Annotated in this window: 24 protein-coding genes; 9 read left to right on the top strand and 15 right to left on the bottom strand. The window is 74.4% G+C overall.

Going from position 1 to position 25,070, the window contains the following annotated elements; translation table 11 throughout:
• Window positions 1–242: 242 nt before the first annotated feature.
• Window positions 243–515 (bottom strand): GlsB/YeaQ/YmgE family stress response membrane protein, encoded by a 273-nt coding sequence (locus ACL03H_RS06360; protein WP_412810148.1) that lies wholly within the window; start codon window positions 513–515, stop codon window positions 243–245.
• A 116-nt stretch (window positions 516–631) separates the two neighbouring features.
• Here ACL03H_RS06360 and ACL03H_RS06355 point away from each other — a divergent pair, with 116 nt between their 5' ends.
• Window positions 632–1,228, top strand: coding sequence for a helix-turn-helix domain-containing protein (locus ACL03H_RS06355; protein WP_412810147.1), 597 nt, complete (start codon window positions 632–634; stop codon window positions 1,226–1,228).
• A gap of 84 nt (window positions 1,229–1,312) precedes the next feature.
• Here the strand turns inward: ACL03H_RS06355 and ACL03H_RS06350 are convergent, their stop codons facing one another.
• Both ACL03H_RS06350 and ACL03H_RS06345 read right to left on the bottom strand, forming a co-directional pair.
• Entirely contained in the window at window positions 1,313–1,795 is a 483-nt protein-coding gene (locus tag ACL03H_RS06350) for a carboxymuconolactone decarboxylase family protein (RefSeq protein WP_412810146.1), read from the bottom strand.
• Window positions 1,796–2,080: 285 nt separating this feature from the next.
• A complete protein-coding gene (locus ACL03H_RS06345) occupies window positions 2,081–2,947 on the bottom strand; it encodes a chitosanase (protein WP_412810240.1) in 867 nt (288 codons plus the stop codon).
• Window positions 2,948–3,252: 305 nt separating this feature from the next.
• On the opposite strand from ACL03H_RS06345, the gene ACL03H_RS06340 reads away from it, so the two are divergent.
• The 4 genes from ACL03H_RS06340 to ACL03H_RS06325 are packed head-to-tail and all read left to right on the top strand — an operon-like array spanning window position 3,253 to window position 7,122.
• Window positions 3,253–4,752 (top strand): ABC transporter substrate-binding protein, encoded by a 1,500-nt coding sequence (locus ACL03H_RS06340; RefSeq protein ID WP_412810145.1) that lies wholly within the window; start codon window positions 3,253–3,255, stop codon window positions 4,750–4,752.
• On the top strand, window positions 4,749–5,414 hold the full coding sequence (locus ACL03H_RS06335; RefSeq protein ID WP_412810144.1) for a class I SAM-dependent methyltransferase: 666 nt from the start codon (window positions 4,749–4,751) through the stop codon (window positions 5,412–5,414). Before ACL03H_RS06340 ends, ACL03H_RS06335 begins: the two co-directional genes overlap by 4 nt.
• Entirely contained in the window at window positions 5,411–6,361 is a 951-nt protein-coding gene (locus tag ACL03H_RS06330; RefSeq protein WP_412810143.1) for an ABC transporter permease, read from the top strand. The genes ACL03H_RS06335 and ACL03H_RS06330 overlap by 4 nt, the downstream gene beginning before the upstream one ends.
• A complete protein-coding gene (locus tag ACL03H_RS06325; RefSeq protein ID WP_412810142.1) occupies window positions 6,358–7,122 on the top strand; it encodes an ABC transporter permease in 765 nt (254 codons plus the stop codon). The genes ACL03H_RS06330 and ACL03H_RS06325 overlap by 4 nt, the downstream gene beginning before the upstream one ends.
• Window positions 7,123–7,199: 77 nt before the next feature.
• Here ACL03H_RS06325 and ACL03H_RS06320 read toward each other — a convergent pair whose 3' ends face one another.
• Window positions 7,200–7,925, bottom strand: coding sequence for an enoyl-CoA hydratase (locus tag ACL03H_RS06320; RefSeq protein ID WP_412810141.1), 726 nt, complete (start codon window positions 7,923–7,925; stop codon window positions 7,200–7,202).
• Window positions 7,926–8,077: 152 nt separating this feature from the next.
• Between ACL03H_RS06320 and ACL03H_RS06315 the strand changes: the two genes are divergently transcribed.
• The gene (locus ACL03H_RS06315) at window positions 8,078–8,857 is read left to right on the top strand and encodes a nuclease-related domain-containing protein (RefSeq protein WP_412810140.1); all 780 of its coding nucleotides are present in this window, start codon (window positions 8,078–8,080) and stop codon (window positions 8,855–8,857) included.
• A gap of 24 nt (window positions 8,858–8,881) precedes the next feature.
• Here ACL03H_RS06315 and ACL03H_RS06310 read toward each other — a convergent pair whose 3' ends face one another.
• From ACL03H_RS06310 to ACL03H_RS06290, 5 genes are all read right to left on the bottom strand, one after another.
• Window positions 8,882–9,697 (bottom strand): SAM-dependent methyltransferase, encoded by an 816-nt coding sequence (locus ACL03H_RS06310; protein ID WP_412810139.1) that lies wholly within the window; start codon window positions 9,695–9,697, stop codon window positions 8,882–8,884.
• A 55-nt stretch (window positions 9,698–9,752) separates the two neighbouring features.
• Window positions 9,753–10,199, bottom strand: coding sequence for an acyl-CoA thioesterase (locus ACL03H_RS06305; RefSeq protein ID WP_412810138.1), 447 nt, complete (start codon window positions 10,197–10,199; stop codon window positions 9,753–9,755).
• A gap of 107 nt (window positions 10,200–10,306) precedes the next feature.
• The gene (locus tag ACL03H_RS06300) at window positions 10,307–10,690 is read right to left on the bottom strand and encodes a hypothetical protein (RefSeq protein ID WP_412810137.1); all 384 of its coding nucleotides are present in this window, start codon (window positions 10,688–10,690) and stop codon (window positions 10,307–10,309) included.
• 125 nt (window positions 10,691–10,815) lie between these two features.
• Window positions 10,816–11,814: an aldo/keto reductase gene (locus ACL03H_RS06295; protein ID WP_412810136.1), complete on the bottom strand. Its 999-nt coding sequence runs from the start codon at window positions 11,812–11,814 to the stop codon at window positions 10,816–10,818.
• A gap of 111 nt (window positions 11,815–11,925) precedes the next feature.
• Complete coding sequence (locus ACL03H_RS06290; RefSeq protein ID WP_412810135.1) at window positions 11,926–12,831, bottom strand: bifunctional methylenetetrahydrofolate dehydrogenase/methenyltetrahydrofolate cyclohydrolase; 906 nt, start codon at window positions 12,829–12,831, stop codon at window positions 11,926–11,928.
• A gap of 258 nt (window positions 12,832–13,089) precedes the next feature.
• On the opposite strand from ACL03H_RS06290, the gene ACL03H_RS06285 reads away from it, so the two are divergent.
• Window positions 13,090–13,323, top strand: coding sequence for a hypothetical protein (locus tag ACL03H_RS06285; protein ID WP_412810134.1), 234 nt, complete (start codon window positions 13,090–13,092; stop codon window positions 13,321–13,323).
• A gap of 64 nt (window positions 13,324–13,387) precedes the next feature.
• On the opposite strand, the gene ACL03H_RS06280 is transcribed toward ACL03H_RS06285, so the two are convergent.
• The 3 genes from ACL03H_RS06280 to ACL03H_RS06270 all read right to left on the bottom strand — a co-directional run bounded on the left by ACL03H_RS06280 (window position 13,388) and on the right by ACL03H_RS06270 (window position 18,628).
• The gene (locus ACL03H_RS06280; RefSeq protein WP_412810133.1) at window positions 13,388–13,852 is read right to left on the bottom strand and encodes a pyridoxamine 5'-phosphate oxidase family protein; all 465 of its coding nucleotides are present in this window, start codon (window positions 13,850–13,852) and stop codon (window positions 13,388–13,390) included.
• 94 nt (window positions 13,853–13,946) lie between these two features.
• Window positions 13,947–15,884: a YhgE/Pip family protein gene (locus ACL03H_RS06275; RefSeq protein WP_412810132.1), complete on the bottom strand. Its 1,938-nt coding sequence runs from the start codon at window positions 15,882–15,884 to the stop codon at window positions 13,947–13,949.
• A gap of 20 nt (window positions 15,885–15,904) precedes the next feature.
• Window positions 15,905–18,628, bottom strand: coding sequence for an MMPL family transporter (locus ACL03H_RS06270; RefSeq protein ID WP_412810131.1), 2,724 nt, complete (start codon window positions 18,626–18,628; stop codon window positions 15,905–15,907).
• 182 nt (window positions 18,629–18,810) lie between these two features.
• On the opposite strand from ACL03H_RS06270, the gene ACL03H_RS06265 reads away from it, so the two are divergent.
• Window positions 18,811–19,485: a TetR/AcrR family transcriptional regulator gene (locus tag ACL03H_RS06265; RefSeq protein WP_412810130.1), complete on the top strand. Its 675-nt coding sequence runs from the start codon at window positions 18,811–18,813 to the stop codon at window positions 19,483–19,485.
• 119 nt (window positions 19,486–19,604) lie between these two features.
• On the top strand, window positions 19,605–20,036 hold the full coding sequence (locus ACL03H_RS06260; RefSeq protein WP_412810129.1) for an OsmC family protein: 432 nt from the start codon (window positions 19,605–19,607) through the stop codon (window positions 20,034–20,036).
• Window positions 20,037–20,110: 74 nt separating this feature from the next.
• On the opposite strand, the gene ACL03H_RS06255 is transcribed toward ACL03H_RS06260, so the two are convergent.
• The 3 genes from ACL03H_RS06255 to ACL03H_RS06245 form a co-directional block, all read right to left on the bottom strand.
• Complete coding sequence (locus tag ACL03H_RS06255; protein ID WP_412810128.1) at window positions 20,111–21,589, bottom strand: amidase; 1,479 nt, start codon at window positions 21,587–21,589, stop codon at window positions 20,111–20,113.
• A gap of 182 nt (window positions 21,590–21,771) precedes the next feature.
• The gene (locus tag ACL03H_RS06250) at window positions 21,772–23,205 is read right to left on the bottom strand and encodes a condensation domain-containing protein (RefSeq protein ID WP_412810127.1); all 1,434 of its coding nucleotides are present in this window, start codon (window positions 23,203–23,205) and stop codon (window positions 21,772–21,774) included.
• Window positions 23,202–24,728, bottom strand: coding sequence for a condensation domain-containing protein (locus ACL03H_RS06245; protein WP_412810239.1), 1,527 nt, complete (start codon window positions 24,726–24,728; stop codon window positions 23,202–23,204). Before ACL03H_RS06245 ends, ACL03H_RS06250 begins: the two co-directional genes overlap by 4 nt.
• Window positions 24,729–25,070: the final 342 nt, after the last annotated feature.

Genomic DNA, 25,070 nt, shown 5'->3' with positions numbered 1-25,070 from the left:
GGGCGGCGATCGTCCTCACGCACGCTTCGAACCCTTGCACGACGCGCACGATCAGTCGACGGAAAACACCTATTCAGACCAATTCGGACATGTCACTCGATGTCGGCGGCCACATCCGGGTTGCGCCGATCCGACACGAACCGGCGAGCGGGGAGGACGGGATCCCGGGCGTGTCCCGGGGCGGGGAGAGAGGAGGAGAGGAGGGACGCGGCGCGGACCGGCCCGGCCCGCGCCGCTGGACATCACGACCGGGGTTGCTTCTTGCGCCCCGTCACCTTGTTGTAGATCACCAGAACGATGATCGCGCCGATGATCGAACCGATCCACTGCGCGGGCTGGAACCCGCGGAACCCGAAGGTGAGCAGGCCGAAGATCACACCACCCACGACCGAGCCGAGGACACCGATGACGATGGTCATCAGCAGTCCGATGTTGTCCTTGCCCGGCACGATCGCCCTGGCGATGAACCCGGCGATCAGCCCGAAGACGATCCAGCCGATGATGTTGAGCACCATCGCTTCCTCCTTAGCCTCAGCGGTCACTCCCGATCAGGGACCCTACTGCCCGGGTCGAGCCGCCCCTCCCGGCGCGGATCACCGGCGTGTTGACACCCGCCGCGGCTGATCCTGCAATGGGCACCATGAGCGAACCGCCGTCCCCCGAGCTGGAGTCGACGCTGGCGGAGGTCGGCCCCCGGCTTCGCGCGCTGCGCAAGCTCGGCCACCTGACGCTGGCCGAGCTGTCGGCGACCACCGGGATCTCGGTGAGCACCCTGTCCCGCCTCGAGTCCGGCAGCCGCCGCCCGACGCTGGAGCTGCTGCTGCCGCTGGCCGAGGCCCACCAGGTGCGGCTGGACGAGCTGGTCGGCGCGCCCGCCACCGGGGACCCCCGGATCCACGCGAAGCCGGTCGTGCGGCACGGCATGACGTTCATCCCGCTCACCCGGCGACCCGGCGGGGTCCAAGCGTTCAAGATGATCATTCCCGGCGACCGTCCGGGCGAACCGGATCCGCGCACCCACGAGGGCTACGAGTGGCTCTACGTGCTCGACGGCCGGCTCCGCCTCGTCCTCGGCGAGCACGACGTGGTGCTGGCGGCGGGCGAGGCCGCCGAGTTCGACACCCGGGTCCCGCACTGGTTCGGCCCCGCGGAGGGCAGGGCGGTCGAACTCCTCAGCCTCTTCGGCCCCCAGGGCGAACGGGTCCACCTCAGGGCGAAGCCCCGCTGACCGGAGGACCCGCTCGCGGCGCGGAGCGGAGCCCCCCGTCAGCGCGACCGCTGGCGGGGGACGGCAGCAGCCGGCGCGCGGCCCTCAGCGCGCGGACGGCGCGTAGTGGCCGGGCACGCCGCGGGAGGTGACGGCGAGGCGGTTCCAGGCGTTGATCACCGTGATCGCGGCGATGAGGTGCGCCAGCTCGGTCTCGTCGAAGTGCTCGGCCACCCGGTCGTAGACCTCGTCCGGCACGAACCCGTCGGTGAGCACGGTCACCGCCTCGGTGAGCTCGATCGCCGCGATCTCCTTCGCGCTGTAGAAGTGCCGCGACTCCTCCCAGGCCGACAGCTGCACGATGCGCTGCACCGACTCACCGGCGGCCAGCGCGTCCTTGCTGTGCATGTCCAGGCAGAACGCGCAGTGGTTCAGCTGGGAGGCGCGGATCTTGACCAGCTCCAGCAGGACGGGGTCCAGGCCCTTCCGGGCGGCGGTGTCGAGCCGCACCATGCTCTTGTAGAACTCCGGGGCCAGGCCGGCCAGGTCCAGGCGGGGCGAGTGCTCGGGTTCGCGGTCGTTCGTCATGCCACCGACGTTAAGCCCGCCGCCCCGCCTCCCCCGGTCCAGTTCGCGCCCGATCCGCTGGTCCAGTGAACCGGCGGACCGCGATCGCTGAGTCGGGAGAACGCTGGCGTGCCGCTGACCGGCCCGCCCGGAGCGGGCCAGAGCACCCTCGCCACCGCCGTGCGCGACCGCCCCGGCGGGACGGGGCGGCCGGGCCGAGCCGCGGACTCGGCGGAAGCGGCCAGCGGAGCGGGTGCCCGGCCTCAGCGGTGCGGCGATGGCCGAGACCGGGCACCTGCCCCGCCGTCACCGCTCGATGCTGAACGGGGTGCCGTAGACCTCCCACCGCAGCGGCGGGGTCAGCGCGAGGTTGCCCTCGTCGAGGAAGCGGCGCTGGGCGGTGTCGACCCGGCTGGTGTCGCTGTGCGCCTCCTCCTCGCGCATCGCCTCGACCCGCACGTCCAGGAAGGCGTGCAGGAAGGCGGTCTCGTCGCCGCCCCCGGACGGCGGAGCGGCGCGCTCCAGCGCGCGGGCGCGGATGCCACCGAAGCTGGGCCAGCTCTCGCCGGGGCCGTGCATCACCATCGCGTCGTAGTAGGCGAACTGCCCCAGGGCGCCGAGCCCGTCGGCCTTGCCCCGGTCGACGGCCGGGCCGAAGTAGACCCGGTCGCGCTCGGCCTCCTGCGCCGCCTGGAAGCCGGGATCCTCGGCGGCCCGCGCCCAGGCGTCCGTGAAGCCCGGGTCGAGCCCCTCGTGCGAGTCGGTGCCGTCGACCTCGCGCAGCGCGGGCAGGTACTCGGCGAGCGGGTTGTCCGGCTCGCTGCGGGTGTAGGCCTCGACCAGCTCCAGCATGTCCCCCGTCCCGGAGCAGAACCCGATGATGCCGGCCGTGTAGCCGCGCCCGTCGCCGATGTCCTCGATGTAGCCGAACTGCGCCCGCCAGTCCAGCGAGGAGTTCTCCGCGCTGGAGACGATCCGCATCGCGATGTCCTTGGTCGACGGATCCGCCAGGTCGCCGTCGGCGGCGGGGACGGCCCGCGGCACCGCGGGCGGCGGGGCCGGGGACGCCGACAGCGCGGGCAGCGCGGTGCCCCCGAGGGCGGTCGCGGCGACGCCGGTGACGAGCAGCAACCGGAGAGCCCGGCGGGACGGCGGGTTCGAGGCGCGGGGCATGGCGGGAACTCCTCTTCGCGCGGCGGTCATCGGATCGCTGACGCCCAGCAGCCAAGCGGTGCCCGCGCGGACCGTCAAGGTCACCACCAGCGCGGCGGGCCGGTGGGAACGCGCGCCGGGTCGTCCGCGCCAGCTCACCGGGGGCGGCGCGCCCTCGCCGCGCGGCCCAAGTGGGAATTTTCCGCGGTTCCCGTCCGCCTCGGCGGGCCCTCCACGAGGCGGAGGCCACTTTTCGGCTCGCTTCCTGGTCGCTGCGCGGTTGTCCGTGCAAAGATCCGCAGCGGTCTCTTGCAAGGAGTTGGCGATTGCGACGCGGTGCTGGATCCCTGGTCCTCGGACTCGTGCTGGTGCTGTCCGGGTGCGGCTTCACCGGAGGTGATGACGACGCCGGGTCGCTGCGCGCGGCCGTGACGATCCCGCCCCGATCGGGCTGGTCACCCGCTTCCGACGACGCGCTGCTGCTGCAGCGCCTCGGCGTCACCGACACCCTCGTCGAGGGCGGCGCGGACGGTTCGGTGCGCCCGGGGCTGGCGGAGTCGTGGACCCGCACCTCACCGACCGAGTGGCGGTTCACCCTCGCCCCCGGCCTGCGGTTCCACTCCGGGGAGCCGGTGACCGCGCGGGCGGCGGCCGACTCCATCGAGCGGGTCGTGCGCGCCCCCGCCCCACCGCGCGCGCTGCGCGGGGCCGTGGACGCCGCCGAAGCGGTCGACGAGCACGTCCTGCTGGTGCGCACCCCCGCCCCGGACGCGATCCTGCCGCAGCGGCTCAGCGCGGCGAACGCCGCCGTGCTCGCCACCACCGCGTTCCGCCCGGACGGCTCACTCGACCCCCGGGGCGCGGGCACCGGTCCCTTCGAGGTGACCGAGGTGCGGGGCGAGCAGGGCGTCTCGCTGCGCCGCTTCGAGGGCCACCGGGGCGGCCCGGCGCGGCTGGAGCGGGCCGAGGTGCGGTTCGTGGAAGACGCCTCCGCGCGGGTGAACGGGCTGCGCAGCGGCGAGTTCGACCTCATCGACAAGGTGCCGGTGGCCCAGCTCGGCGAGCTCCGGGCCGATCCCGGGCTGCGGGTGGACGCGGTGGACCTGCCGCGCACCACCGCGCTGCACCTCAACACCGCGAGCGGGCCGTTCGCCGACCCGCGGCTGCGCGCCGCCGCGGCCGCCGCGATCGACCGCGCCGGGCTCGTCGCCGGGGTGCTGCGGGGTCAGGGGGTGCCCGCGAGCCGCTACTTCGGTCCCGCCGTGCCCTGGAGCGCGCGGCACTCCCCGCGGCCCCCGGACCCGGAGGCCGCCCGGCGGGCCGTCGACGCGGCCGGGGCTCCGGTGCCGATCACCATCGGCACCTACCCGGACCGACCGGAGCTGCCCGCGCTGACCACCGTCGTCGCCGACGAGCTCGCCCGCGCCGGGTTCCAGCCCCGGATCGTGCAGGAACCGGCGGGCAGCATCGAGCCGCGCATCCTGTCCGGCGAGCTCGACGCCGCCGTGTACTCGCGCAACCAGCTCGTCGACGTCCCCGACGCCGCCTCGCACCTGACCAGCGACTTCAGCTGCGGGGGCGGGTTCAACCTGGACCACTTCTGCGATCCCGCGTTCGACGCGCTGCTCGCCGGGCTGCCGGCGGTCGGCGACCCGGCCGCGCGCGCCGAGGTGTTCCGCCGGGCCGACGACCTGCTGGCCGAGCGGATCGCCGGGATCCCGCTGGTGCACGAGCAGCAGCGCTTCGCCCGCCGCGAGGCGGTGTCCGGAGTGCCCGCCGATCCGCTGGAACGAGAGTTCCTGACCGAGGAGGTCGCCCTCCGATGAGCACACCGATCGTCGACTACTGGAACGAGCGGGCCCGCCGGGGCTACGACCAGCAGCCCGGCCAGGACCCGGCCCGGCAGCTGTGGGCCAAGCTGCTGGCGCCGCTGGTGGCCGAGGCCGTCGGGCCGGGCGCCCGGATCCTCGACGTCGGCTGCGGCACCGGCTTCCTCGCCCGCCTGCTCGCCGCCGAGGGGCACCTGCTCACCGGGCAGGACGCCTCCCCCGGGATGCTGGCCGTCGCCGCCGAACGGGGCGCCGAGGAGGGCCTGGACGTCGAGTGGTTGCGCGGTACCGCCGACGCGCCACCCGCCGGACCGTTCGACGCGGTGGTGACCCGCAACGTGCTGTGGACGCTGCCCGATCCGCAGCGCGCCCTGGACGCGTGGGCCGGAGTGCTGCGGCCGGGCGGGCTGCTGCTGATCAGCGACGGCCGGTGGAACGCGGCCCGGATCGGCGACCGGGAGACCGAACGGCGGTTCGGCTCCGGTTACGAGGAGGCGGCCGAGCGGCTCCCGATGGGCTTCGACTACGCGAGCTGCGGCGAGCTGGTGGACCGCACCGGCTACGTGGAGCGGGCCGATCGCACGGCGCTGTTCGACACCGCGCCCTACCCGAGCGCGCCCGGGTTCTTCCTGCTGTCCGCCCGCGCCCCGCGACGGTGACGGCCGGGCGCGGCCTGCTGCTGCGGCTCGCGGCGGCACCGGTCGTGGCGCTGCTCGTCGTGCTCGTCGCGGCGCTGCTGCCGGAGCTCACCGGGGTCGACGCCGCCCGCACGGTGCTGGCCACCCGCTACGCGGACTCCGAGCCGGATCCGGCGGTGCTCGCCGGGATCCGCGCCGAGCTCGGCCTGGACCGGCCGCTGCCGCAGCGGTTGCTGGAGCGGTTCGGGGCGCTGCTGAGCGGGGACGCCGGGACCTCCTGGGTCTCGGGGCTGCCGGTGTCGGCGGTGGTGGGTCCGGCGCTGCGGGTGTCGCTGGGCATCGTGCTCGGCGCCTCGGTGCTGTCGTTCCTGGTCGGCCACCTCGTCGGGCTGCTGGCGGCGCGCCGGCCCGGATCGGTGCCGGACCGGGTGCTCACCGGGCTGGTGCGGGTGTTCTCGGCGCTGCCGGAGTTCGCGCTCGCCCCGCTGCTGGTGCTGGTGTTCGCCGTCGGCCTGCACGCGCTGCCGAGCTCGGGCTGGCGCGGACCGGAGCACGCGGTGCTGCCGCTGCTGTCGCTGGTGCCCGCGCTGGCCGTGCCGATCGCCGCGGTCACCCGCGAGCAGGTGGTGGCGCTGCGCCGGGAGAACTTCGCGGCGGCGGCGCGCGCCCGCGGGCTCGGCGAGCGGCGGATCTGGGCCGTGCACCTGGCGAAACCGGCGCTGCCCGCGGCGCTGTCGCTGGTGACCTACAACGCGGCGGGCGCGGTCTCGGGCACCACGGCGATCGAGGTCGTCTTCGACATCCCCGGGCTCGGCAGCGCGGTCGTGGAGGCCGTGCGCGCCCAGGACGTGCCGGTGGTGCAGGTCGGGCTGATCTGCGCCGCGCTGGCCGCGCTCGCCCTGGGCGCGGTCGGCGACCTGCTGGGGCTGGCCGCCGAGCCCCGCGCGCGGCAGCGGGCGGCGCGATGAGCCCGCGCCGGACCGCCGCGCTGGTCGCGGCCGGTCTCGCCCTGCTGCTGCTGGCGCTCGGCTGGGCGGGGGACCCGCTGGCCACCGACATGAGCGCGGTGCTGCGGGCACCCTCCGTCGCGCACCCGCTGGGCACCGACGAGCTGGGGCGGGACGTCCTCGCGCGGCTCGCGCACGGCGCGGTGGTCACCCTGGGCACCGCCGGGACCGCGCTCGCCGCCTCCGCGCTGCTGGGCGTGCTGGCGGGGTGCGCGACGGGGTGGAGCGCGTCGGCCCCGGCGGGACTGGTGCGGGCCGGGGTGGACGTGGCCACCGCGCTGCCGCCGCTGATCGTGGCGCTGGTGACGACGCTGATCGCGGGGCCGAGCGCGGTGGCGCTGCTGCTGGCGCTGGCGGGGGTGGGCTGGTTGCCGTTCGCCCGGCAGGCCGACGCGCTCACCGCGCAGCTGCGGACCCGGGATTGGGTGCTGGCGCACCGGGCCCTCGGCGCGAGCCGGACGCGGATCTGGCGGGAGTCGCTGCTGCCGTTCCTCGCCCCGGCCACCGGGGCGCTCGCGGCGGTGCGGCTGCCGGCGCTGGTGAACACAGTGGCGGCGCTGGGATTCCTCGGGCTCGGGCCGCCCCCGCCCCGGCCCGAGTGGGGAGCGATGATCGCGGAGTCGGTGGATCACCTGGGCACCGCGCCGTGGCTGCTGGCGGCTCCGGTGCTGGCGCTGGTGGCGGTCCAGGCGATCATCGGCGCGGCGCTCCCCCGCCGCTGACCGCCGGTCCGCGCACGCCCGCGCCGCTCGCCCGAGTCGTGGCGACCGGTGCGCGGCGGTTCGCGGACCGCCGGTGATCAGCGGCCGCGGAACGCGGGGGCGCGTCGCTCCGCGCGGGCGCGGCTCGCCTCGGCGGCGTCCTCGCTGCTCCAGCAGGCCTCGTACGCGCGCTCCAGCTCGGTCTCCGGCTCCCCGGTCTCGGCGGCGTTGAGCGCGAGCTTGGCGTAGCGCAACGACAGCGGGGCCAGCTCGGCGATCTCCCGCGCCCACCCCAGGGCCGCCTCGCGGTCTCCGAGCCGGTCCACCAGGCCGCACCGCACCGCGGCCGCCGCGTCCAGCCGACCGCCCGCCAGCAGCAGGGAGCGGGCCGCGCCGCCACCGGCCAGGGCCTCCAGCCGCCGCACCGTCCACAGGTCCACGGCCAGCCCGTTGCGCGCGGTGGGCACCGCGAAGAACGACTCCGGCGCCGCGACCCGCAGGTCGGCGGCCAGCGCCAGCTGGGCACCCGCGCCGACGGCGGGCCCGTTGACCGCCGCGAGCACCGGGACGGGGGCGGTGAGCACCGCCCGCACCGCCGCGCCGAGCTCCGCGCGGAAGTCCGCGCCGTGGACCCCGTCGAGGTCGGCACCAGCGCAGAACGTGCTGCCCTCCCCGGTGAGCACCAGCACCCGGGACCGGGCGTCGACCAGCTCCGCCACCGCGGCGCGCAGCTCCCGGCAGTGCTCGACGTCGAGCGCGTTGCGCCGCTCGTGCCGGTCCAGCGCGATCAGCCCGATCGGCCCGTCCACCCCGGTCGTGATCATCGCCGCGCCTCCTCCGCTGCCGGTGGCCGCACCGGGGCGCCGACGCCACCGGTGGCGTCGGCCAGTGCACCACCGACGCGGGCCGCGCGGGGGCTAGCCCGCCGCGGATCACACCGCACGGCCCGGTGATCGCGGCGCGGTACGGTGCCGGGGTGCGCGTCGAAGTGCTCTCCGATCATCCCCGCGAGGTCGCCCGGCAGGCCGAGCAGGCCGCCCAGCAGCGGCGCGCCTCCCACCACCAGGCGCTCGCGGAGCTGCGCGAGCGGCGGGCTGCGGTGCCCTGGTGGCGATTCTGGGAGCGGTTCGCCCTGGCCAGGCGGTTGCGGACGCTGCGAGCGGAATCCCCCGTGGACGAGCACGAGTTCGAGGACGAGCAGGCCCAGCAGGCGGCGGGGATCGAGGCCGAGGACGCGGCTGCCGAGGCGCTGTCCCGGCTCTCCGACGACTGGATCCTGTTCCGCGGCTACCGGAACCGTCGCGGCGAGGTGGACTCGCTGGCCGTCGGGCCGGGCGGGGTGTGGGCGATCGAGGTGAAGAACCACTCCGGCCGGGTGCACGCCGACGGCGGCTCCTGGCGCTCCGAGGTCTTCGACCGCTACGGCAACCACAAGGAGGACCGGGAGCTCACCGACCGCAGCGGCCGGAGCTGGGGCCGCCAGGTCACCGACGTGGCCAGGGCGCTGGGCGATTTCCTCGAGCAGCGCGGGAGGAAGGTGCCGGTGCGCTCGGCGCTGATCGTGGTGAACCCGCGCGCGAGCCTCGGCACCGTCCGCCGCACGGGGCTCGCGCTGGTCACGGTGAGCACCGACGAGCTGGTCCGGACGCTGCGCCAGGCCCCGCCCGCGCTGGGGCCCGCCAGCGTCGAGGAGGTGGCTCGTCTCGTCCGCCGCGACCACGCCTTCCACGAACGCCGCCGAGCAGGCAGGCGCTGAGCGGCGGCCCGCTCGCCCGCGCGCTCAGGGGATCCGGGCGACGGCGGCTCGGCAGGACAGCCGCCCCGGGGCGGTACCGGGTTCCCGCTCGGGGCGCCAGAGGGACGGGGCGACGATGCCGGGCGGGACGAGTTCCAGGTCGGCGAGCAGCGCCGCGATCTGCTCGGTGGAGCGCCACCAGCTCGGCGGTTTCACCCGCCGGTACACCGCGGCGACCCGCTCCGCCGTCTCCGGAGGCAGGTCCGCGGCGGTCGCGTGCGTGAGGACGAGGTAGCTCCCCGGCACGAGCTCTCCGGTGTAGCCGCGCACCAAGCGGTCGACGTCCGCGTCGTCCCGGACGAAGTTGAGCACCGAGACCAGCAGCAACCCGAGCGGCCGCTCCCAGTCCACCAACCCCGTCTCCCGGACCTGGCGCAGCACTTCCTCGACGTCCAGCAGGTCGACGTCGAGGACCTCCGCCCGCTCCACCTCCGCCAGCACCTGCCTGCCGTGGGCCACCGACACGGGGTCCGAATCCACGTAGACCACCCGGGAAGCGGGGTCGAGCCGGTGCGCGAGCCCGTGCACGTTGCCGACCGCGGCCACCCCGGAGCCGAGGTCGAGGAACTGGTCGATCCCCTGGTCGACCAGGAACCGCACCGCCCTGCCCAGGAAGGCCCGGCTCTCCCGGATCGCGGCCTCGGCCTCCGGGAACGCCTCGGCTATCTCGCGGGCGGCCACCCGGTCGACCTCGAAGTTCGCCGAACCGCCCAGGAAGTAGTCCTCCACGCGGGCCGAGTTCGGGTGCCGCATGTCGATGCCCGCGCCGTTCTGCGGCCGCGTGCGCCGCGAGCGCGCCACCTGCACCACCTCCGGCTCGTCACGACGGGCACGACCGCACCGGCTCGCCGGGCCGTCAGCTCCCGATGGGCGCGAGTTCGGCGAGCGCGTCCCGGATGCGGTCGGGCACGCGAACCGGCCGTCTCGTCTCCCGGTCCACGTAGACGTGCACGAACCTGCCCAGCGAGGCCGCGTCGGCGGAGCCGTTGCCGAACACGGCGAGCCGGTACACCACACTGGTGTTGCCCAATCGCTCCAGGCCCACACCCACCTCGACGTCATCGGGAAAACCGAGCTCGGCCCGGTAGCGGCAGGTGGTCTCGACGACGAGGCCGATCTCGGGGAAGCCGCGGATGTCGGCCCCGGTGGCGCGCATCAGCCAGCCGTTCACGGCGGTGTCGAACCAGGAGTAGTGGACGACGTTGTTGACGTGCCCGTAGACGTCGTTGTCGGACCACCGCGTGGTGATCGGCCACAGGACGGTGAAGTCGTCGCGCCGCGGCGCCCGTTCGAGATCGGCCATGCGCCGACCCTAGTGGGGCGCCGTCCCCCGGCCGGGCCCACCTGGGACCGGCCCGCCGGGGGCGGTCGGGCCGCGCCGGGCCGGAGCACCGGCGCGGCTCCGCCGGATCAGCTCCCGGCCGCCCCGCTCTCGTCGGCCCAGTCGATCGCGATGGGCCCCTCGGCGACGAGCAGGAACTCGCAGCCGTGCTCGGGGTCGGCCTCCTCCGGGCCGTACACGTGCCCGGCCCGCACGCCGCGCACGGAACCGGCCCGGACCCAGCCCTCGGCGCCGAAGCGCAGCGCACCAGCGACCACGTGGTAGGTCGTGCCGAACGGGTGGCTGTGCTCCGGGGCGGAGTAGCCGGGCGGGAAGTAGGCGTAGAAGACGTGCGGGGCCAGGACCTTCACCTGCGCGGCGTGCTCGCCCCCGGGCAGGTGCGGGTCCTCGAACGGGACCCACGGTTCGTCTTCGAGCACTTTCGCCCACACGGGGGCGTGGTCGGTCGTCATTGATCTCCCGGTCACCGGATCGAGCGGCAGTAGGCCGACCAGTGTGCTCCACCATCCGCGCGATGATCCGCGCGCCCCTCGCGCGAATCGTGGAATATACCGAGAGGTTTATTCCACCGGCAGGCTCAGCGCCGCAGCGAGCCGCGCAGGTTCTCGGTGTAGCGCTCCCCCGCCGTCGAACCGGGCGGGAAGATCTCCGACAGCTCCGCCACCACCTCGTCCGGCAGCTCGATCCGGGCCGCCTCCAGGTTCGCGTCGAGGTTGGCCGCCCGTCGCGTCCCCGGGATCGGCACCACGTCGGTGCCCTGGGCCAGCAGCCAGGCCAGCGCGAGCGCGGCGGGCGTGGTGCCGAGCTCCGCGGCGCGCTCCCGCAGCCGGTCCACGCGGCTCAGGTTGCTCTCCAGCGCCTCCGGGGCGAACCGGGGGTAGCGCGCCCGCCTGGCCTCCAGGTTCTCCACGTCGCCCGCGCTGCGGATCGAACCGCTCAGCACCCCGCGCCCCAGCGGGGAGTAGGCCACCACGCCCACGCCGAGCTCGCGGGCGGTCGGCAGCACGTCGCCCTCGATCTCGCGGGTGAACAGCGAGTACTCCTCCTGCGTGACCGCGACGGGGTGCACCGCGTGCGCGCGGCGCAGCGTCTCCGGCGAGACCTCGGACAGGCCGATGTAGCGGGCCTTGCCCTGCCGCACGATGTCCGCGAGCGCGCCCACGCTGTCCTCGATCGGCGTCGTGGGGTCCACCCGGTGCAGGTAGTACAGGTCGACGTGGTCGGTGCCCAGGCGCCGGAGGCTGGCGTCCACGGCCTCCCTGATCCGCTCGGGGCGGCCGAGTCCCGGGCCCCCGGCCGCGCCGGTCTTGGTGGCCAGCAGCACGCGATCCCGCAGGCCGCCGGCGAGCGCCGCGCCGAGCAGCGACTCGTTGTGCCCGCCGCCGTAGGCGTCGGCGGTGTCGATCAGGGTGATCCCGGCCTCCACGAGGTGCCGGACCAGGTTCCGGGACTCCTCGTCGTCGGCCGCTCCGTAGACCCCGGACAGCCCCATCGCGCCGTAGCCGATCGCGCTCACCTCGGGCCCGGCGGCACCCAGCCGGTGCCGCGGGAGGTCGTCTCGCCGAGTCAGTGCCATGATGACCTTCCTGTCGTCCTCGCCCTCGCCCGCGCGCGGGCCCTCCGGGCACAACGAACAGCGGGGTGCGGAGCTTCCCCCGCGCCCCGGTCTCCCGCATCGCGGAAGCGCTCAGCCCTGCCGGTTGTGGTGCAGCCGCACGGCGTTGCGCAGGGCCATCGTCACCGTCATCGGCCCGATCCGGGGGACGAACACCCCGGCGGTCCGCACGATGTCCTCGTCGTAGTTCCGCAAGGTGGAGAAGTTGATGCAGGTCGCGCCCGGTTTGATCTCCTCGGCGCGGACGAGCGGGAAGTCCCGGGAGGGCACGCCGGTGACGACCACGTCGGCCTCGGCGAGCGCGGTGGCGCGGTCGACCGAGGTGCCGCGCACCTCGTAGGAGCCGTTGCCGCGCGAGGGCACGTAGGCGAGCGGACCCTCGACGTCGAAGGAGATGACCTCGGCCCCGTCGTTGGCCATCATCGCGGCGAGCGGCTGGCCGACGATCTCGCTGCGGTTGAACACGCAGGCCTTGAGCCCGGCCAGCGGCTCGACCGCGCCCACGTCGGTGATCCCGGAGGCCTCCAGCAGCTTGAGCACCGCCAGCGGGGTGCACGGCAGCACGGCGCGCTTGGTGCGTTCGGCGTCGATGTAGCGGCGGTTCTCGTAGAGGCAGCGGCTCCAGAACGAGTGCAGCCCCTCCACGTCCTTGCGCGGGTCGACGATCTCGCGCAACCAGCGGTCCTGCGCCAACCCCAGGATCGGGTAGTACAGGAAGATGCCGTGCACCGACGGGTCGCTGCCCGCCTCGTGCACCGCCCGTTCGACCTCCTCGGCGGGCAGCACCCGCTGGTCGAAGCGGATGCCGACCTTCTCGCAGCCGCGCCGGGTGTACTCGGCGTAGGTCTGCGTCGGTCCGTCGCCTTCGACCCGGAATCCGGCCAGCGTCAGCGGCTCCGGCAGGGCTGCGACCTCGGCGCGGATTTGCGCGCGGAAGGTCTCGGCGAGGTCACTGGGATCTAGGACTTCTGCGGGCACGGGTAGTTCTCTAGCACAGCCGACCGACTCCCGTGACGTCGGCCCAGGCCCCGCGGCGGCGCCGTGACCACGTGTTTCACCAGGACCGGGCCTCCTGGACCCCTTCCCGGACCGCGCCGGTGTGTCCGATGTCAACCGCAGCGGCGGTCCGCTCCGGCCACACCGGACGGCGCCACTCGATCCAGCGATGCAGCCCGGGAGCAGAGCTTCCGATGATCGACACGACGGCACGAACCTAGCAGGAAGGTGTTGCAGCACATGCGCTTTCGCCAGAGCCATCCATTGTGGACGATCGCGGCGGCGGCCGCCGCGCTGCCGCTGCCGGGAGCCGCTGCCACCGCCGATCCGCTGATCGAGGCGCATCAGGTCACCGGCGTGGACCTCGGTCACGTGGAGGTCGCCCGCGACCTGGCTCGCGGCACCGCGGCGGACCTCGCCCGCGATCGCGACCCGCTCCGCGAGAGCGCCGCCGACCCGACCGACCGCCGCTGACCCCGATCAGCACCGGGCCGGCGGCGCGCGGATCGCTCGGGCATCTCCCCGCCACCGGCCCCGGTCAGATCTTCCGGAAGTCCCAGGTGGTGATCTTGTTCGGGGCGATCCGCAACCAGCCGTGCCTGCCGTCGTGGACCATCTCGTCGCCGCCCATGTACTTGCGGGCGAACACCGGCTCGATCTCGGCGAGCCGCTCGTCCGGGCCGCCGGTGCGCGGGACGTCGCCGACGACCTCGGCCGTGCCGGTGATCTCCACGCCGCGCAGCTCCTGGTACTCGGTGCCGGCGTCGACCACGACGCTGACCCTCGGGTCCCGCACCAGGTCGGCCCAGCGCCTGCTCCGGGTGATCGAGTAGAGCCAGCAGGCCCGACCGTCCCAGCCGAACCACAGCGGCGTGACGTGCGGGCCGTCCGGTCCGAGGGTGGCGACCCGGCAGGTGCGCTCGGCGGCGAGGAAGGCGTCGATCTCCTCGGCGCTCATCGCGATGCGGCGGCCGCGCTTCTGCGGGCGGAGTTCTTCGGTCATCGCAGTGCTCCGTTCGCTCGTGGTGCCGACCTGCCGTCCACCGCGGAACCGGCCTGGGCCGGGCCGGGGGCGACCGCCCCCGGCCCGGCCGCGATCAGGCCAGCCCGGGATCGCGCCGGGTGAGCCCGGGTGCGACCCGCAGCTCGGTGGCGCGGACCGTGCGGGTGCGCTCGATGGCCAGGTAGCTGAACGCGACCCCGGCCAGGCCCCACACGACCAGCAGCACCACCGCTCCGCCACCGGGCGCGGAGCCCTCGGTGACCGCGAGCAGGGCGTCCTGGGCCGGGCCGACCGGCATCGCGGCCACCAGCTGTCCCAGCACCGCGGGCACCGCGGTGATGAACGCGGTGGCCAGCAGCACCAGAGCCACCAGCATCGAGACGAACCGGCCGAAGCCGCCCAGCGCGCCCGCGAGCGCCTGGTTCACCGCCGTGAACGCCACCGCGGCCAGCGCCGCGAGCGCGGACCCGGCGGCCCACTGCGCGAGGGTGAAGTCCTGCGAGATCCCGACGACCACCGTCACCAGCACGCCCTGCGCGACGGCGATCGCGGCGGGCAGCCGCAGCTGGCGCAGCGCCAGCGCGAAGGACGAGCGGGTCGATTCCAGCGCCCGCTCCGGGATCGCGCGCAGCACCAGGAAGGTCGCCAGCGCCCCGACCCACAGGGCCAGCACCGCGAACAGCGCCACCCCGGAGGTGCCGAACCCGAGGCTGGTCCCCCCGGCCGTCGTCACCGGGTTCGCCACGGCCTCGGCGAGCTTGTCCCGGTCCCCGTCCGGATAGCTCGGCAGCTGCTCGACGGCCTGGTCCAGGCCGGAGGAGAGCTGACCGCTGCCGTCGCCGAGCTGGTGCGCGCCGTCGGCGAGCTCGCGCACCCCGGCGGCGAGCTGGTCGGCGCCGTCGGCGAGCTCCCCCGCGCCGCCGCCGGTCCGCGAGATGCCGTCCGCGAGCTGGCCGACCCCGCCGTCGAGCTGCTGGGCCCCGGAAGCCAGCTGGTCGATGCCGCCGCTGAGCGCGGGCAGCCCGCCGCCGGACTCGGGGGTCTGGCCCGCGAGCGCCGCGAGACCACCGGAGACGCCGGTGCTGGCCTGCTGGACCTGCCCGGCCCCGTCGCTGAGCGCCTGCGCGGTCGCCGCCTGGACGGCGAGCTCGTTGCAGATCGGGATCACGCCGGGCGGGCACTCCGCGCTCATCTCGGCGAGGCTCGCGGACATCCCCTCCAGCCCGCCCGCGAGCTGCTGCACGCCCTGGGCCTCCTGCGCGGAGACGCCGGCGAGGGTCTCGGCCTGCTGCGGGAGCTGCGCGGTCTGCTCCCGGAGCTGGCCGATGCCGTCGGCGAGCCCGCTCGTGCCGGTCTTGAGCTGCTGGGCGCCGTCCTCCAGCGCGCCGATGCCGTCCGCCAGGGCCCGGGAGCCGTCCGCGAGCTGGTCGGCACCACCGGCGAGCTGGTCGGTGCCGCCAGCGAGCTGCTGCGCGCCGTCCGCCAGCGAGGTCGCGCCGTCGGAGGCCTCGCCGAGCTTGTCGCCGAGGGTGTTGAAACCGACGTAGACGTTGTCCAGGTAGGTGGTGGTGAGCTGCTGACCCAGCAGGTCCGCCGCCGTGGAGGTCACCACCCGGCTGATCGCCTCGTCGGCGAAGCGGCTGCGCTCCCCGGTGCTCACGTCGATGGTGGCCTTCTTCGCCTCCGCGGGATCGCGGGAGAAGGAGGTGGCCGCCCGGGAGAAGTTCTCCGGGATGGTCACGACCGCCGCGTAGGTGCCGTCCGCCACGCCCTCGGCGGCGGTCCGCGGAGTGGCGAACTCCCAGCTGTAGTTGCTCTCGATCTCCCCGCCGACGAGCTTCGCCGACAGCTGGCGGCCCAGCGGGGTGAGCTGGCCGTTGATCTCGATCGGCTCGTCGTTGTTCACGACGGCCGCCTTGACGTCCTTCAAGCGGTCCTGGGGCGCGCCCAGCGACCAGATCAGCAGGCCCGCGATCGCCAGCGGCACCAGCAGCAGACCGGCCAGCGGCAGCAGGAAGCGGCTCTTCGCCATCGTTGGATTACCTCGGCTTTCTAGCGGGTCGCGCCGGAGACGAGCCCGGGCTCGGCGGCGGAGTCGCGCAGGTCGGCGACGGTCGCGCCGCCCCCGCTCGCGGGCAGGATGTCGCGGACGTCGGACAGGCCGGTGGTGCCCGCGATGACCGTCCGGTGGCCACCGCTGAGCAGATCGCGGATCTCCAGCCGCCGCGCCGGGTCGGAGACCCGGTCGGTGCGGTCGACCACGAGGATCTCGGGCTCCTCCCGCAGCGCCCGGCGGACCGCGTCCGCTCCGCCCGCACCGGCGTCGACGTAGGCGACGCGGGAGCGCACCGTCGAGGCGCGGGCGGGCAGCACGTGGCCGAGGACCTTGAGCTTGCCCTGGTCGGCCCGCAGCCGACCGGAGAGGGTGAGCAGCACCGCGGTGATCGCGGACTCGTCGCCGCCGCGCACCACGTGCACGCCGCCGCGCGCCACCGCGAAGCCCACCTCCCGGTACACCGGCGCACCGGTGCCGGGGTCGTCGAGGCCGAGGCCCTCGCAGGCCACGGCGTGGTCGGCGCCAGGCCGCGGCCAGTCGGCCAGCGCGATCTCCTCGCGCAGGTTCTCGCCCTCGACGTCGAAGGAGGGCAGCACCCGGTCCAGCTTCCGCGGCATCCACCAGGCCTTGTCGCCGAGCAGCGCCAGCGCGGCGGGGACCAGCGTCATGCGCACCACGAAGGCGTCGATGAACACCCCGATGGCCAGGCCCATCGCGATCGGCTTGAGGTTCGCGTCGCCGTCCGGGACGAACGCGGCGAAGACCGCGAACATGATGATCGCGGCGGCCGTGACGACCTTGCCGGAGGAGACGAAGCCGGTGCGGATCGCGGCCTGCGCGTCCTTGGTGTGCACGTACTCCTCGCGGATCCGCGAGACGAGGAAGACCTCGTAGTCCATCGCGAGGCCGAACAGGATGCCCATCAGCACGATCGGCATGAAGCTGATCACCGGCCCGGTGCGGGCGACGTTGATCGCCTCGGCGAACCAGCCGTCCTGGAACACCAGCGTGACGATGCCCATCGAGGCGCCGATGCTGAGCAGGTAGCCGAGGGTGGCCTTGATCGGCACCGCGATGGAGCGGAACACCATCGTCAGCAGCACCAGCGAGAGGCCGACGACCACGATGCCGAAGGGCAGCAGCGCCTGGCCGAGCTTGTCCGAGACGTCGATGCCGACGGCGGTGAAGCCGGTGACGGAGATGTCGATGCCGTAGGTGTCGATGAAGTGCCCGCGCAGCGAGCGGATCTCCTCCACCAGGTCCTTGGTCTGCTCCGAGTCCGGAGCGCCCTCGGGGATGACCTGCACGATGCCGGTGTCCGCGGTGGGGTTCGGCACCGCCAGCGGCACGTCGGCCACGCCGGGCAGCCGCTCGATCTCCCCCTTGAGGTCGTTCATCAGGCCGAGGGGGTCCTCGCTGGTGACGATGCTGCCGGTGACGATCAGCGGGCCGTTGAAGCCCTTCGGGAAGTGCTCGGCGGTGAGGTCGTAGGTGACCCGGGCCGGGTCCTGCGCGGCGAGCGCGCCCGCGTCGGGCAGCGCGAGCCGGAGCCCGGCGGCGGGCACCGAGGCGAGGCCTAGGACGCCGACCACCGCGATCACGGTGACCAGCGGGAACCGGGTGGCGCCGCGCACCCAGCCGGAGAAGAAGCGCTCCCCGACGGGTCGCTTGGCGCTCGCGGCCCGCCTGCTCGCTCGCGCGGAGCGCGGGGTGAGGCGGTCCCCGGCGAAGCCGAGCAGCGCGGGGATCAGGGTCAGCGAGATGAGCACGGCGACGGCGACGGCGACGGCACCGGCCACGCCCATCGTGGTGAGGAACGGGATGCCCGCGACGCCGAGCCCGACCAGGGCGATGACCACGGTCAACCCGGCGAAGATCACCGCGGAGCCCGCGGTGGCGGTGGCGCGCGCGGCGGCCTCCTGCGGCCCCACGCCGTCGGCCAGCTCCTGCTGGTGGCGCGAGACGATGAACAGCGCGTAGTCGATCCCGACGGCGAGGCCCAGCATCAGCGCCAGCAGCGGCGTGGTGGCGGTGACGGCGCCGAAGGCGGTCGAGATCAGGATCAGCATGGTGGAGATGCCCACCCCGATCAGGGCGTTCACCAGCGGCATCCCAGCCGCCAGGAACGAGCCCAGGGTGATCATCAGCACCACGATCGCGATCACCAGGCCGAGCGCCTCGACGATGCTCAGGCCCGGGAAGCTCTGCGCGAACAGCGGCCCGCCGTGGGAGGCCTCCGACCCCTCCGGCAGCCGGTCCTGGAGGTCCTGGGCGATCCCGGCGATGTGGTCCTTGGTGGGCTCGGAGATCTCCATCATCTGGCCCTCGAGCTGGACCATGATCAGCCCGGCCCTGCCGTCCTCGCTGATGGATCCGCCGAGGTCCTCGTCGTACGGCGAGATGACGGAGGCGGCCTCGTCCATGTCGGCGAGCTCGTCGACCGCGCGGTCGACCTCCGCCCGGACCTCCGGGGCCCGGACGTCGTCCGGGGCGACCACGATGAGCTGCGCGGAGGCGCCGCTGGTCTGCGGGAACGTCACCGACAGCCGGTCGAGCGCGTTCTGCGCCTCGGTACCGGGGATCGTGACGTTGTTGTCCATCCCCTTGAACAGCAGGCCGCCCGCGCCGCCGGTGACGACGAGGGCGAGCAGCCAGAGCACGAGGACGGTCTTGCGGGCGGCGTAGGCCCTCCGCCCCAGTGAGTAGAGGAACGAGGACACGCCGCACTCCTGTCGCCGGGAGGTTCCGCGCCGATCGGCGGGTCACCAGATAGGGGGAAGTTGGATACAGCAATGTATCCGATACAGCAGCGTATCCGATACGATGGGAGGTGTTCTACGCGGGCCGCGTCACAGCGGGAGCACCGCAGGTACCGGACCCGCAGGGGAGGACGATTTCGTTGGTGAGCCCGAACAGGCCCGCGGTCGACGGCGCGCGCGAGACCGCTCGCCGCGCCAAGACCCGCGAGCGGCTGATGGACGCCGCGTACCGCCAGTTCTGCGAGCACGGCATCAACGGCACCTCGATCGAGGCGATCACCGATGACGCCGGGTTCACCCGCGGCGCGTTCTACTCGAACTTCAGCAGCAAGGAGGAGCTGTTCTTCGCCCTCACCGAGCGGGAGAACCGGGTGCGGCTGGAGACGTTGCGGGAGCACTTCGCCCGGCTCATCGCCCCGCTCGGCGCGACCGGCGGCAAGCCGGATCCGCACCTCATCGAAGGCGTCATCGCCGACGTGCTGTCCTTCCAGCCGGACAACCGCCAGTGGTGCTTGATCAACAGCGAGTTCAAGCTGCTGGCGCTGCGCGATCCCGAGGTGGCGCCGCGCTTCCTGGAGTCCTCCCGCCGGTTCCTGGAGGAGCTCGCGGCGATGATCGACGTCGCGGTGCGCTCGGTGGGCGTGCGGTTCGTGATCGACACCGTGGACCTGACGCGGATGCTGGTGGACCAGTTCGACTCCGCGATGCAGGAGGCGATCCTCTCCGGCGCCGAGGAGGCCGACCGCGCGGTCCGCGAGAACGTGATGCGCACCCTGCCCCTGCTCGTCCACAGCCTCACCGCCTCCGCCGAGGGTTGATCTCCCCCGCCGGGCGGTCGGTGCGATTCCGCGCGGCGCTCCGCCGGAAGCTCTGCGAGCCTCAGCTCGTCCTGGGAACCCAGGTCGTTCCGCACGACGCCGACGACGGAGGAGAGGCCATGGCCGATCGCAACGCCACGACGAGCTGGACCGGTGATCTGGGCTCGGGTTCGGGCACCGTCACGCTGGACTCCTCGAACGCGGGCGAGTTCCCCGTGTCGTTCGCGACCCGCGCGGAGGACCCGAACGGGCAGACCAGCCCGGAGGAGCTCATCGCCGCCGCGCACTCGGCCTGCTACGCGATGCAGCTGTCGGGGCTGCTCGGCGAAGCCGGGCACACCCCCGAACGCATCGACAGCAGCGCCGAGGTCACGCTCGGCAAGTCCGGCGGCGGCTTCGCCATCACCGGCATCGCGCTGACCGTGCGCGCCAGCGTGCCCGGCGCCGACGACGACGCCTTCCAGCGCGCCGCGCAGCGGGCCAAGGAGATCTGCCCGGTGTCGGCGGCGCTGACCGGCACCACCATCACGCTGGACGCCCAGCTCGCCTGATCCCCCGGCAGCTGGCCGCTCGTGGCGGCCGGGCGCGGCGGAACCGCTCCGGCGGCCGGGTCGCGAGCGGGCGGTCAGTCCAGCGGGGGTTCGAGGGCGGACCAGGGAGCTGCCCGCTCCAGCTGGGCGGCGAGGCGGAACAGCAAGCCCTCCCCGGCGAGCGGGGCGACGAACTGGACCCCCAGCGGGAGTCCGTCCGCGGTGCGGTGCAGCGGGACCGACATGGCCGGGCGGCCGGTGAGGTTGGCCAGCTGGGTGTAGGGCACGTGGCGCAGGTTCTCCCGGGCGATCCGGTCCACCACCCCGGAGCGGCGCAGCAACCCACCCCCGCGCAGCGCCAGCACCAGCCTGCCCAGCGCCCGCATCGGCGCGGGAGTGGTGAGCTCCCCGACCCGCACCGGCGGACTCGCCAGGGTCGGGGTGAGCAGCAGGTCATAGCGCGAGTGGAACTCCGCCAGCCGCACGGCGTGCGCGTGCCAGGAGTTCAGCAGCGCCACGTACTCCGGCCCGGAGGTGCTGCGGCCCACCGCCGCGAGCAGCCGGGTGTCGAGCTCGAACTCCCCCGGCCCGGCCCCGGTTCGGCCGCGGGCCTCGGCGAGGTCGGCGGCCAGCTTCACCGACCAGCTGCGCAGGAAGTCCTCGGACAGCGCGCCCAGATCGACCGGGGCGGGGGCCTCCTCGACCTCGTGGCCGAGCCCGGCCAGCAGCTCGGCGGCCGAGGTCATCGCCGCCACCGCCTCCGGGTGCGGGTCGCCGAGCGCGGACGCCGCGCTGAAGCCGATGCGCAGCGTTCCCGGCTCGCGCCCGATCTCCTCGGCGAAGGGCCGTTCCGGGGCGGCCGCCGCGTACGGGCCGGCCGGGCAGGGCCCCACCAGCGCGTCGAGCCCGGCGGCGCCGTCGCGCACCGTCCGGGACAGCACTCCGTCGACGGCGGCCCCGTGGAAGCCCTCCGCGCGCCGGGGCCCGGCGGGCACCAGCCCGCGCCCCGCCTTGAGCCCGAACAACCCGCAGCAGGCGGCCGGGATGCGGATCGAACCGCCACCATCGCTGGCCGCCGCCAGCGGGACCACTCCGGCGGCCACCGCCGCGGCCGAACCACCCGAGGACCCGCCCGGGGTCCGGTCCAGCGCCCACGGGTTGCGGGCCGGGCCGAAGGCGTCGGGCTCGGTGATCGCCTTGCCGCCGAACTCGGGGGTGTTGGTGCGGCCGAAGACGACCAGCCCGGCCGCCTCCCAGCGGCGCACCACCTCGGCGGTCTGCGGCTCCGGGAGGTCCCGCAGCGAGGCCGAACCGCAGCTGGAGGGCACCCCGGCGAGTTCCTGGTGCAGGTCCTTGAGCAGGAACGGCACCCCGCCGAGCGGGCCGGAGGGGTTCTCCCGGACGCGCTCGCGGGCGCGCTCGTCGAGCCGGCGGGTGATCGCGTTCAACCGGGGCCCGACCTGGTCGGCGCGCCGCAGCGCCGCCTCCAGGACCTCGGCGGCCGAGACCTCGCCCGATCGGATCAGCTCCGCCAGCCCGGTGCCGTCCCGCCCCCGGTACTCCGCGTACTCCATGCCACCCGCTCCTCACCGCGTCCGGGAAGATCCCATGCTGCCCGGGGAGGCCGCCGGGGGAAAGCCGTCCGAGCCGCCGCGAGGTCCTCTCCTGTCCGCGAGCCGGCGGGCGGCCCCTCGGCGGCACCGGGGTGGTCTCCCGCGACGGTTCCGACGCTCGGGACGCGCCGCTGGAGCGCGGCTCAGCGCCCCGCTGCCGCGACCGGGACCCGGAACGCGTGATCGCCCTCGGCCAGCACGCGGTGCAGCACGTCCCGGGTGCGATCCAGGTACCGGGCCACGTTCACCGCCGCGACCGGGGTGTCCGGATAGCTGGCCTTGAGGTAGGTCAGCCCGCGCAACCGGTTGATCCACATCGGCACGTCGAAGCCCTCGCCCGGCCCGCTGAGCACCTGCGCCCCGGCCTGCTCCCACAGCTCGCTGCCGCGGATCCGGCGCAGGTCGATGAACGACACGATCGGCAGCACCGTGCGCGCGTCCTGCTGCAACCGCAGGGACGGTCCCAGCTGTTCGATCAGCGTCGCCGCGGGGACGTGCGCGACGGTCCGAGCGCGGGCGAAGGCCGCCTCGGCGGCGCCGAGGACCTCCCCGAAGGTGCCGAGCCCGGCGAGCTCGAAGTGCAGCGGAACCAGGTTGATGAACCAGCCCTGCGCCACCGCCCAGCGCCGCTCGTCCCGGGTCTGCACCGGGCTCAGGGTGCGGAAGTGCTCGGCCCCCGCCAGCTCGGCGGCGGCCACGGCCAGCGCCGCGAAGATCCCGGCGGCGAAGTTCCCCCCGTGCTGGCGGCAGCGCTTCGCGAAGGCCTCGGCCTGCTCCTTGTCGAACAGCTCCCGCTCGGTGAGCAGCTTGCCCGGAGGCGCACCGTCCTCCAGGCCCAGCGGCAGCGGGAACGAGGGCGGCCGCTCCCCGCCGGCGAGCCAGAACTCGCTCCACACCCGCACGGCGGCGTCCCGGTCCCCCGGGGTGATCTCGGCGGCGCGCTCCCGGGCGGCGAACTCCGCGTGATCGCCCACCTCGGGCAGCAGCGCGGGCTCGCCGGTGCGGTGCTGCTCGTAGAGCCTGCGCAGCTCGTCGAAGACCAGGAAGATCGAGTAGCCGTCGGTGTGCGCGTGGTCCACGGCGAAGAACACCGAGCAGGAGTCCTCGCGCAGCACCGCGCCGAACACGAACGGCGGCCAGTCCAGCGCGCTGGTGGCGGTGTCGAAGCGGTGCGCCAGGTGTTCGCGGACGCGCTCGGTATCGGCGTGCTGGGCGATCTCGACGCAGTCGAAGGCGAGGGCGTCGGGATCCAGCGCGCGGCGGCGCAGTCCTCCCCCGGTCTCCTCGAACCAGGTGAGCAGGGTGCGGTGCCTGCGCACCCACTCGCCCCAGGCCGCCGTCATCGCGGCGACGTCGATGGGTCCGGGCAGCTCGAAGACCGTGGACAGCCAGGGCGAGTGCACCGCGCCCGCGGCCTCGTTGGCCAGCGAGCGGCGCAGGTGGTTCTCCTGGATCGGCGAGGGCGGCGCCGGGTGCTCGGGCGCGGTGCGCACCGCATCCGCCACGGACTCCGCCGGGCGCCACTCGACGAGGCGACCGGGGTCGGGCGCGTAATCGCGGAGTTCGTTCATCCTCATGCTCGAAATCCCTTCTCGCTGCCGGTGCGGCGGGTTCCCGCGCCCACCGGCGTGCGGTCCGCCACCGCACCATTCGTCCACAGTGGAGCTATCCCGGGCGCGGAGCCGGGGTCGGCGGTGGCGGCGGCGGTGCGCACCAAGTGGCGCAGCCGGGCGATGTACTCCCGCACCGCGGTGTCCGCGCGGGGCGTCCCCGGGAACCGGCTCGTCGCGTAGATGCCGTCGTGGCTGCGGTTGATCCAGACGTAGACCTCGTCGGTGGAGCTGGCCGGGGCGTGCAGCGCCCGCGCCCGCCACTCGTTCCAGCTGGACGCGCCGGGGCTGGCGCGCAGGTCCATGTAGGACACCACGAACCTCGGCTCGGCCTCGACGCCGAGCAGCTCGCAGACCTTCGGCACCGGCACCGCCGAGAGCGGCTTCGCCCGCCGCAGCGCGGCGCCCGCCCCGGGCATCAGGTCCAGCAGATCGATCCCGTCCGGTGTTCCCGCGCCCACCGGCAGCGCGAGCTCCACCGGGGCGAGGCCGACGAACCAGCCCAGCGCGCGCGCCCACTGCCGGGCCGATCGGGTGTGCATCAGCAGCAGGGCTCGGAAGGTCTCCGCCTCGCCCAGCCCGGTGCCGTCGCCGGCACCGGAGCGCGAAGCGGCCAGCGCCAACCCGGCGAGCGACCCGGCGAAGGCGCTGCCACCGTTGCGACGGCAGGCCCGCTCGAAGGCGGCCGCGCCCGCGTCGTCCACCAGCCATTCGCACAACCCGTGCTGGCTCACCCGGGTGACCGGGGCGGCAGCGCCCTCGGCCAGCGGCAGCGGGAAGCCGGGCAGCTCCCCGCCACCGTCCGCGAGGAACTCGGCCCACCGCGCCACGGGCTCGTCGGTGCGTTCGAATCCCTCGCTGTACTCCCGTTCCCGCGCGCAGAACTCCACGTAGCTGCCGACCTCCGGCAGCTCGGCGGGCCTGTCTTCCCTGGCGGCGGCGTAGAGCTCCTGGAGCTCCTGGGCGACCAGCAGGATGGAGTAGCCGTCGACGTTGCCGTGGTCGAAGGCGAGGCAGGCGGTGCAGGAGTCCGCGCGCTCGACCGTGGCGGCCACGAACGAGGGCCAGCGGGTCGGATCGGTGTGCGCGGTGAACAGCTCGCGCAGCGCCGCGGAGAGTTCCGCGGGGTCGTGGTGCGCGCCGATCTCGGTGCGGGACAGGGACAACCGCCCGGGTCCCCAGGTGCGGCGGCGGACGCCGCCCGGGGTCGGATCCAGCCCGCTGCGCAGGGTCTCGTGCCGGTCGACCCAGCGCAGCAGCGCGGCGCGCCAGGCCTCCTCGTCCAACGGGCCGTCGAGGTCGAACCCGATCGCGAGCCAGCTCGGATCGGCGCTCCCCGCCGTCGCGGCGGCCTTCCGCACGTGCGCCTGCTGCAGGTGCGAGGGCGGGCGCGGGTCGACTGCGGGCTGCGCTCCTTCGACGGGCGTGGCGCTCCACCGGGCGACCCTGCCCGGCCGGACGCTGTAGTCCGCGATCTCCGTGAATCTCATGCCACCCACTCAGGTTCCTGGTGCCGCGTTCTCCGCTCGCGTCGGCTTCCGGCCGGAGGACGCCGGTTCGCGGAGGGGCACTCGTTGCTGGCGCGGGGAATTCCGGGTGCTGTTCGGTCCCCGATCTCCGCTGCGTCGGGCGGTCATTCAATCCCGGGGAGCGCGAGAATCGCAAGACCCCGTCCTCGGACGCGGTCGTTTTCCCTGTCTGCGGGCGGTTTTTCCGGTGTCCGGACAGGCGTGCCCGCGAAAAACCACGACATAGTGCGGATATCTCTCCCGCTCACTGGCAATACTCAGTCACAGTGCAAACTTTCACGGCGAATGCGGATTTCGCGAGCG

This window comes from Saccharopolyspora antibiotica, assembly GCF_047200635.1.
Classification (GTDB): Bacteria; Actinomycetota; Actinomycetes; order Mycobacteriales; family Pseudonocardiaceae; genus Saccharopolyspora_C.
The sequence above is the reverse complement of the archived record's forward strand: the minus strand, read 5'-3'. Positions and strand labels throughout refer to the sequence as shown.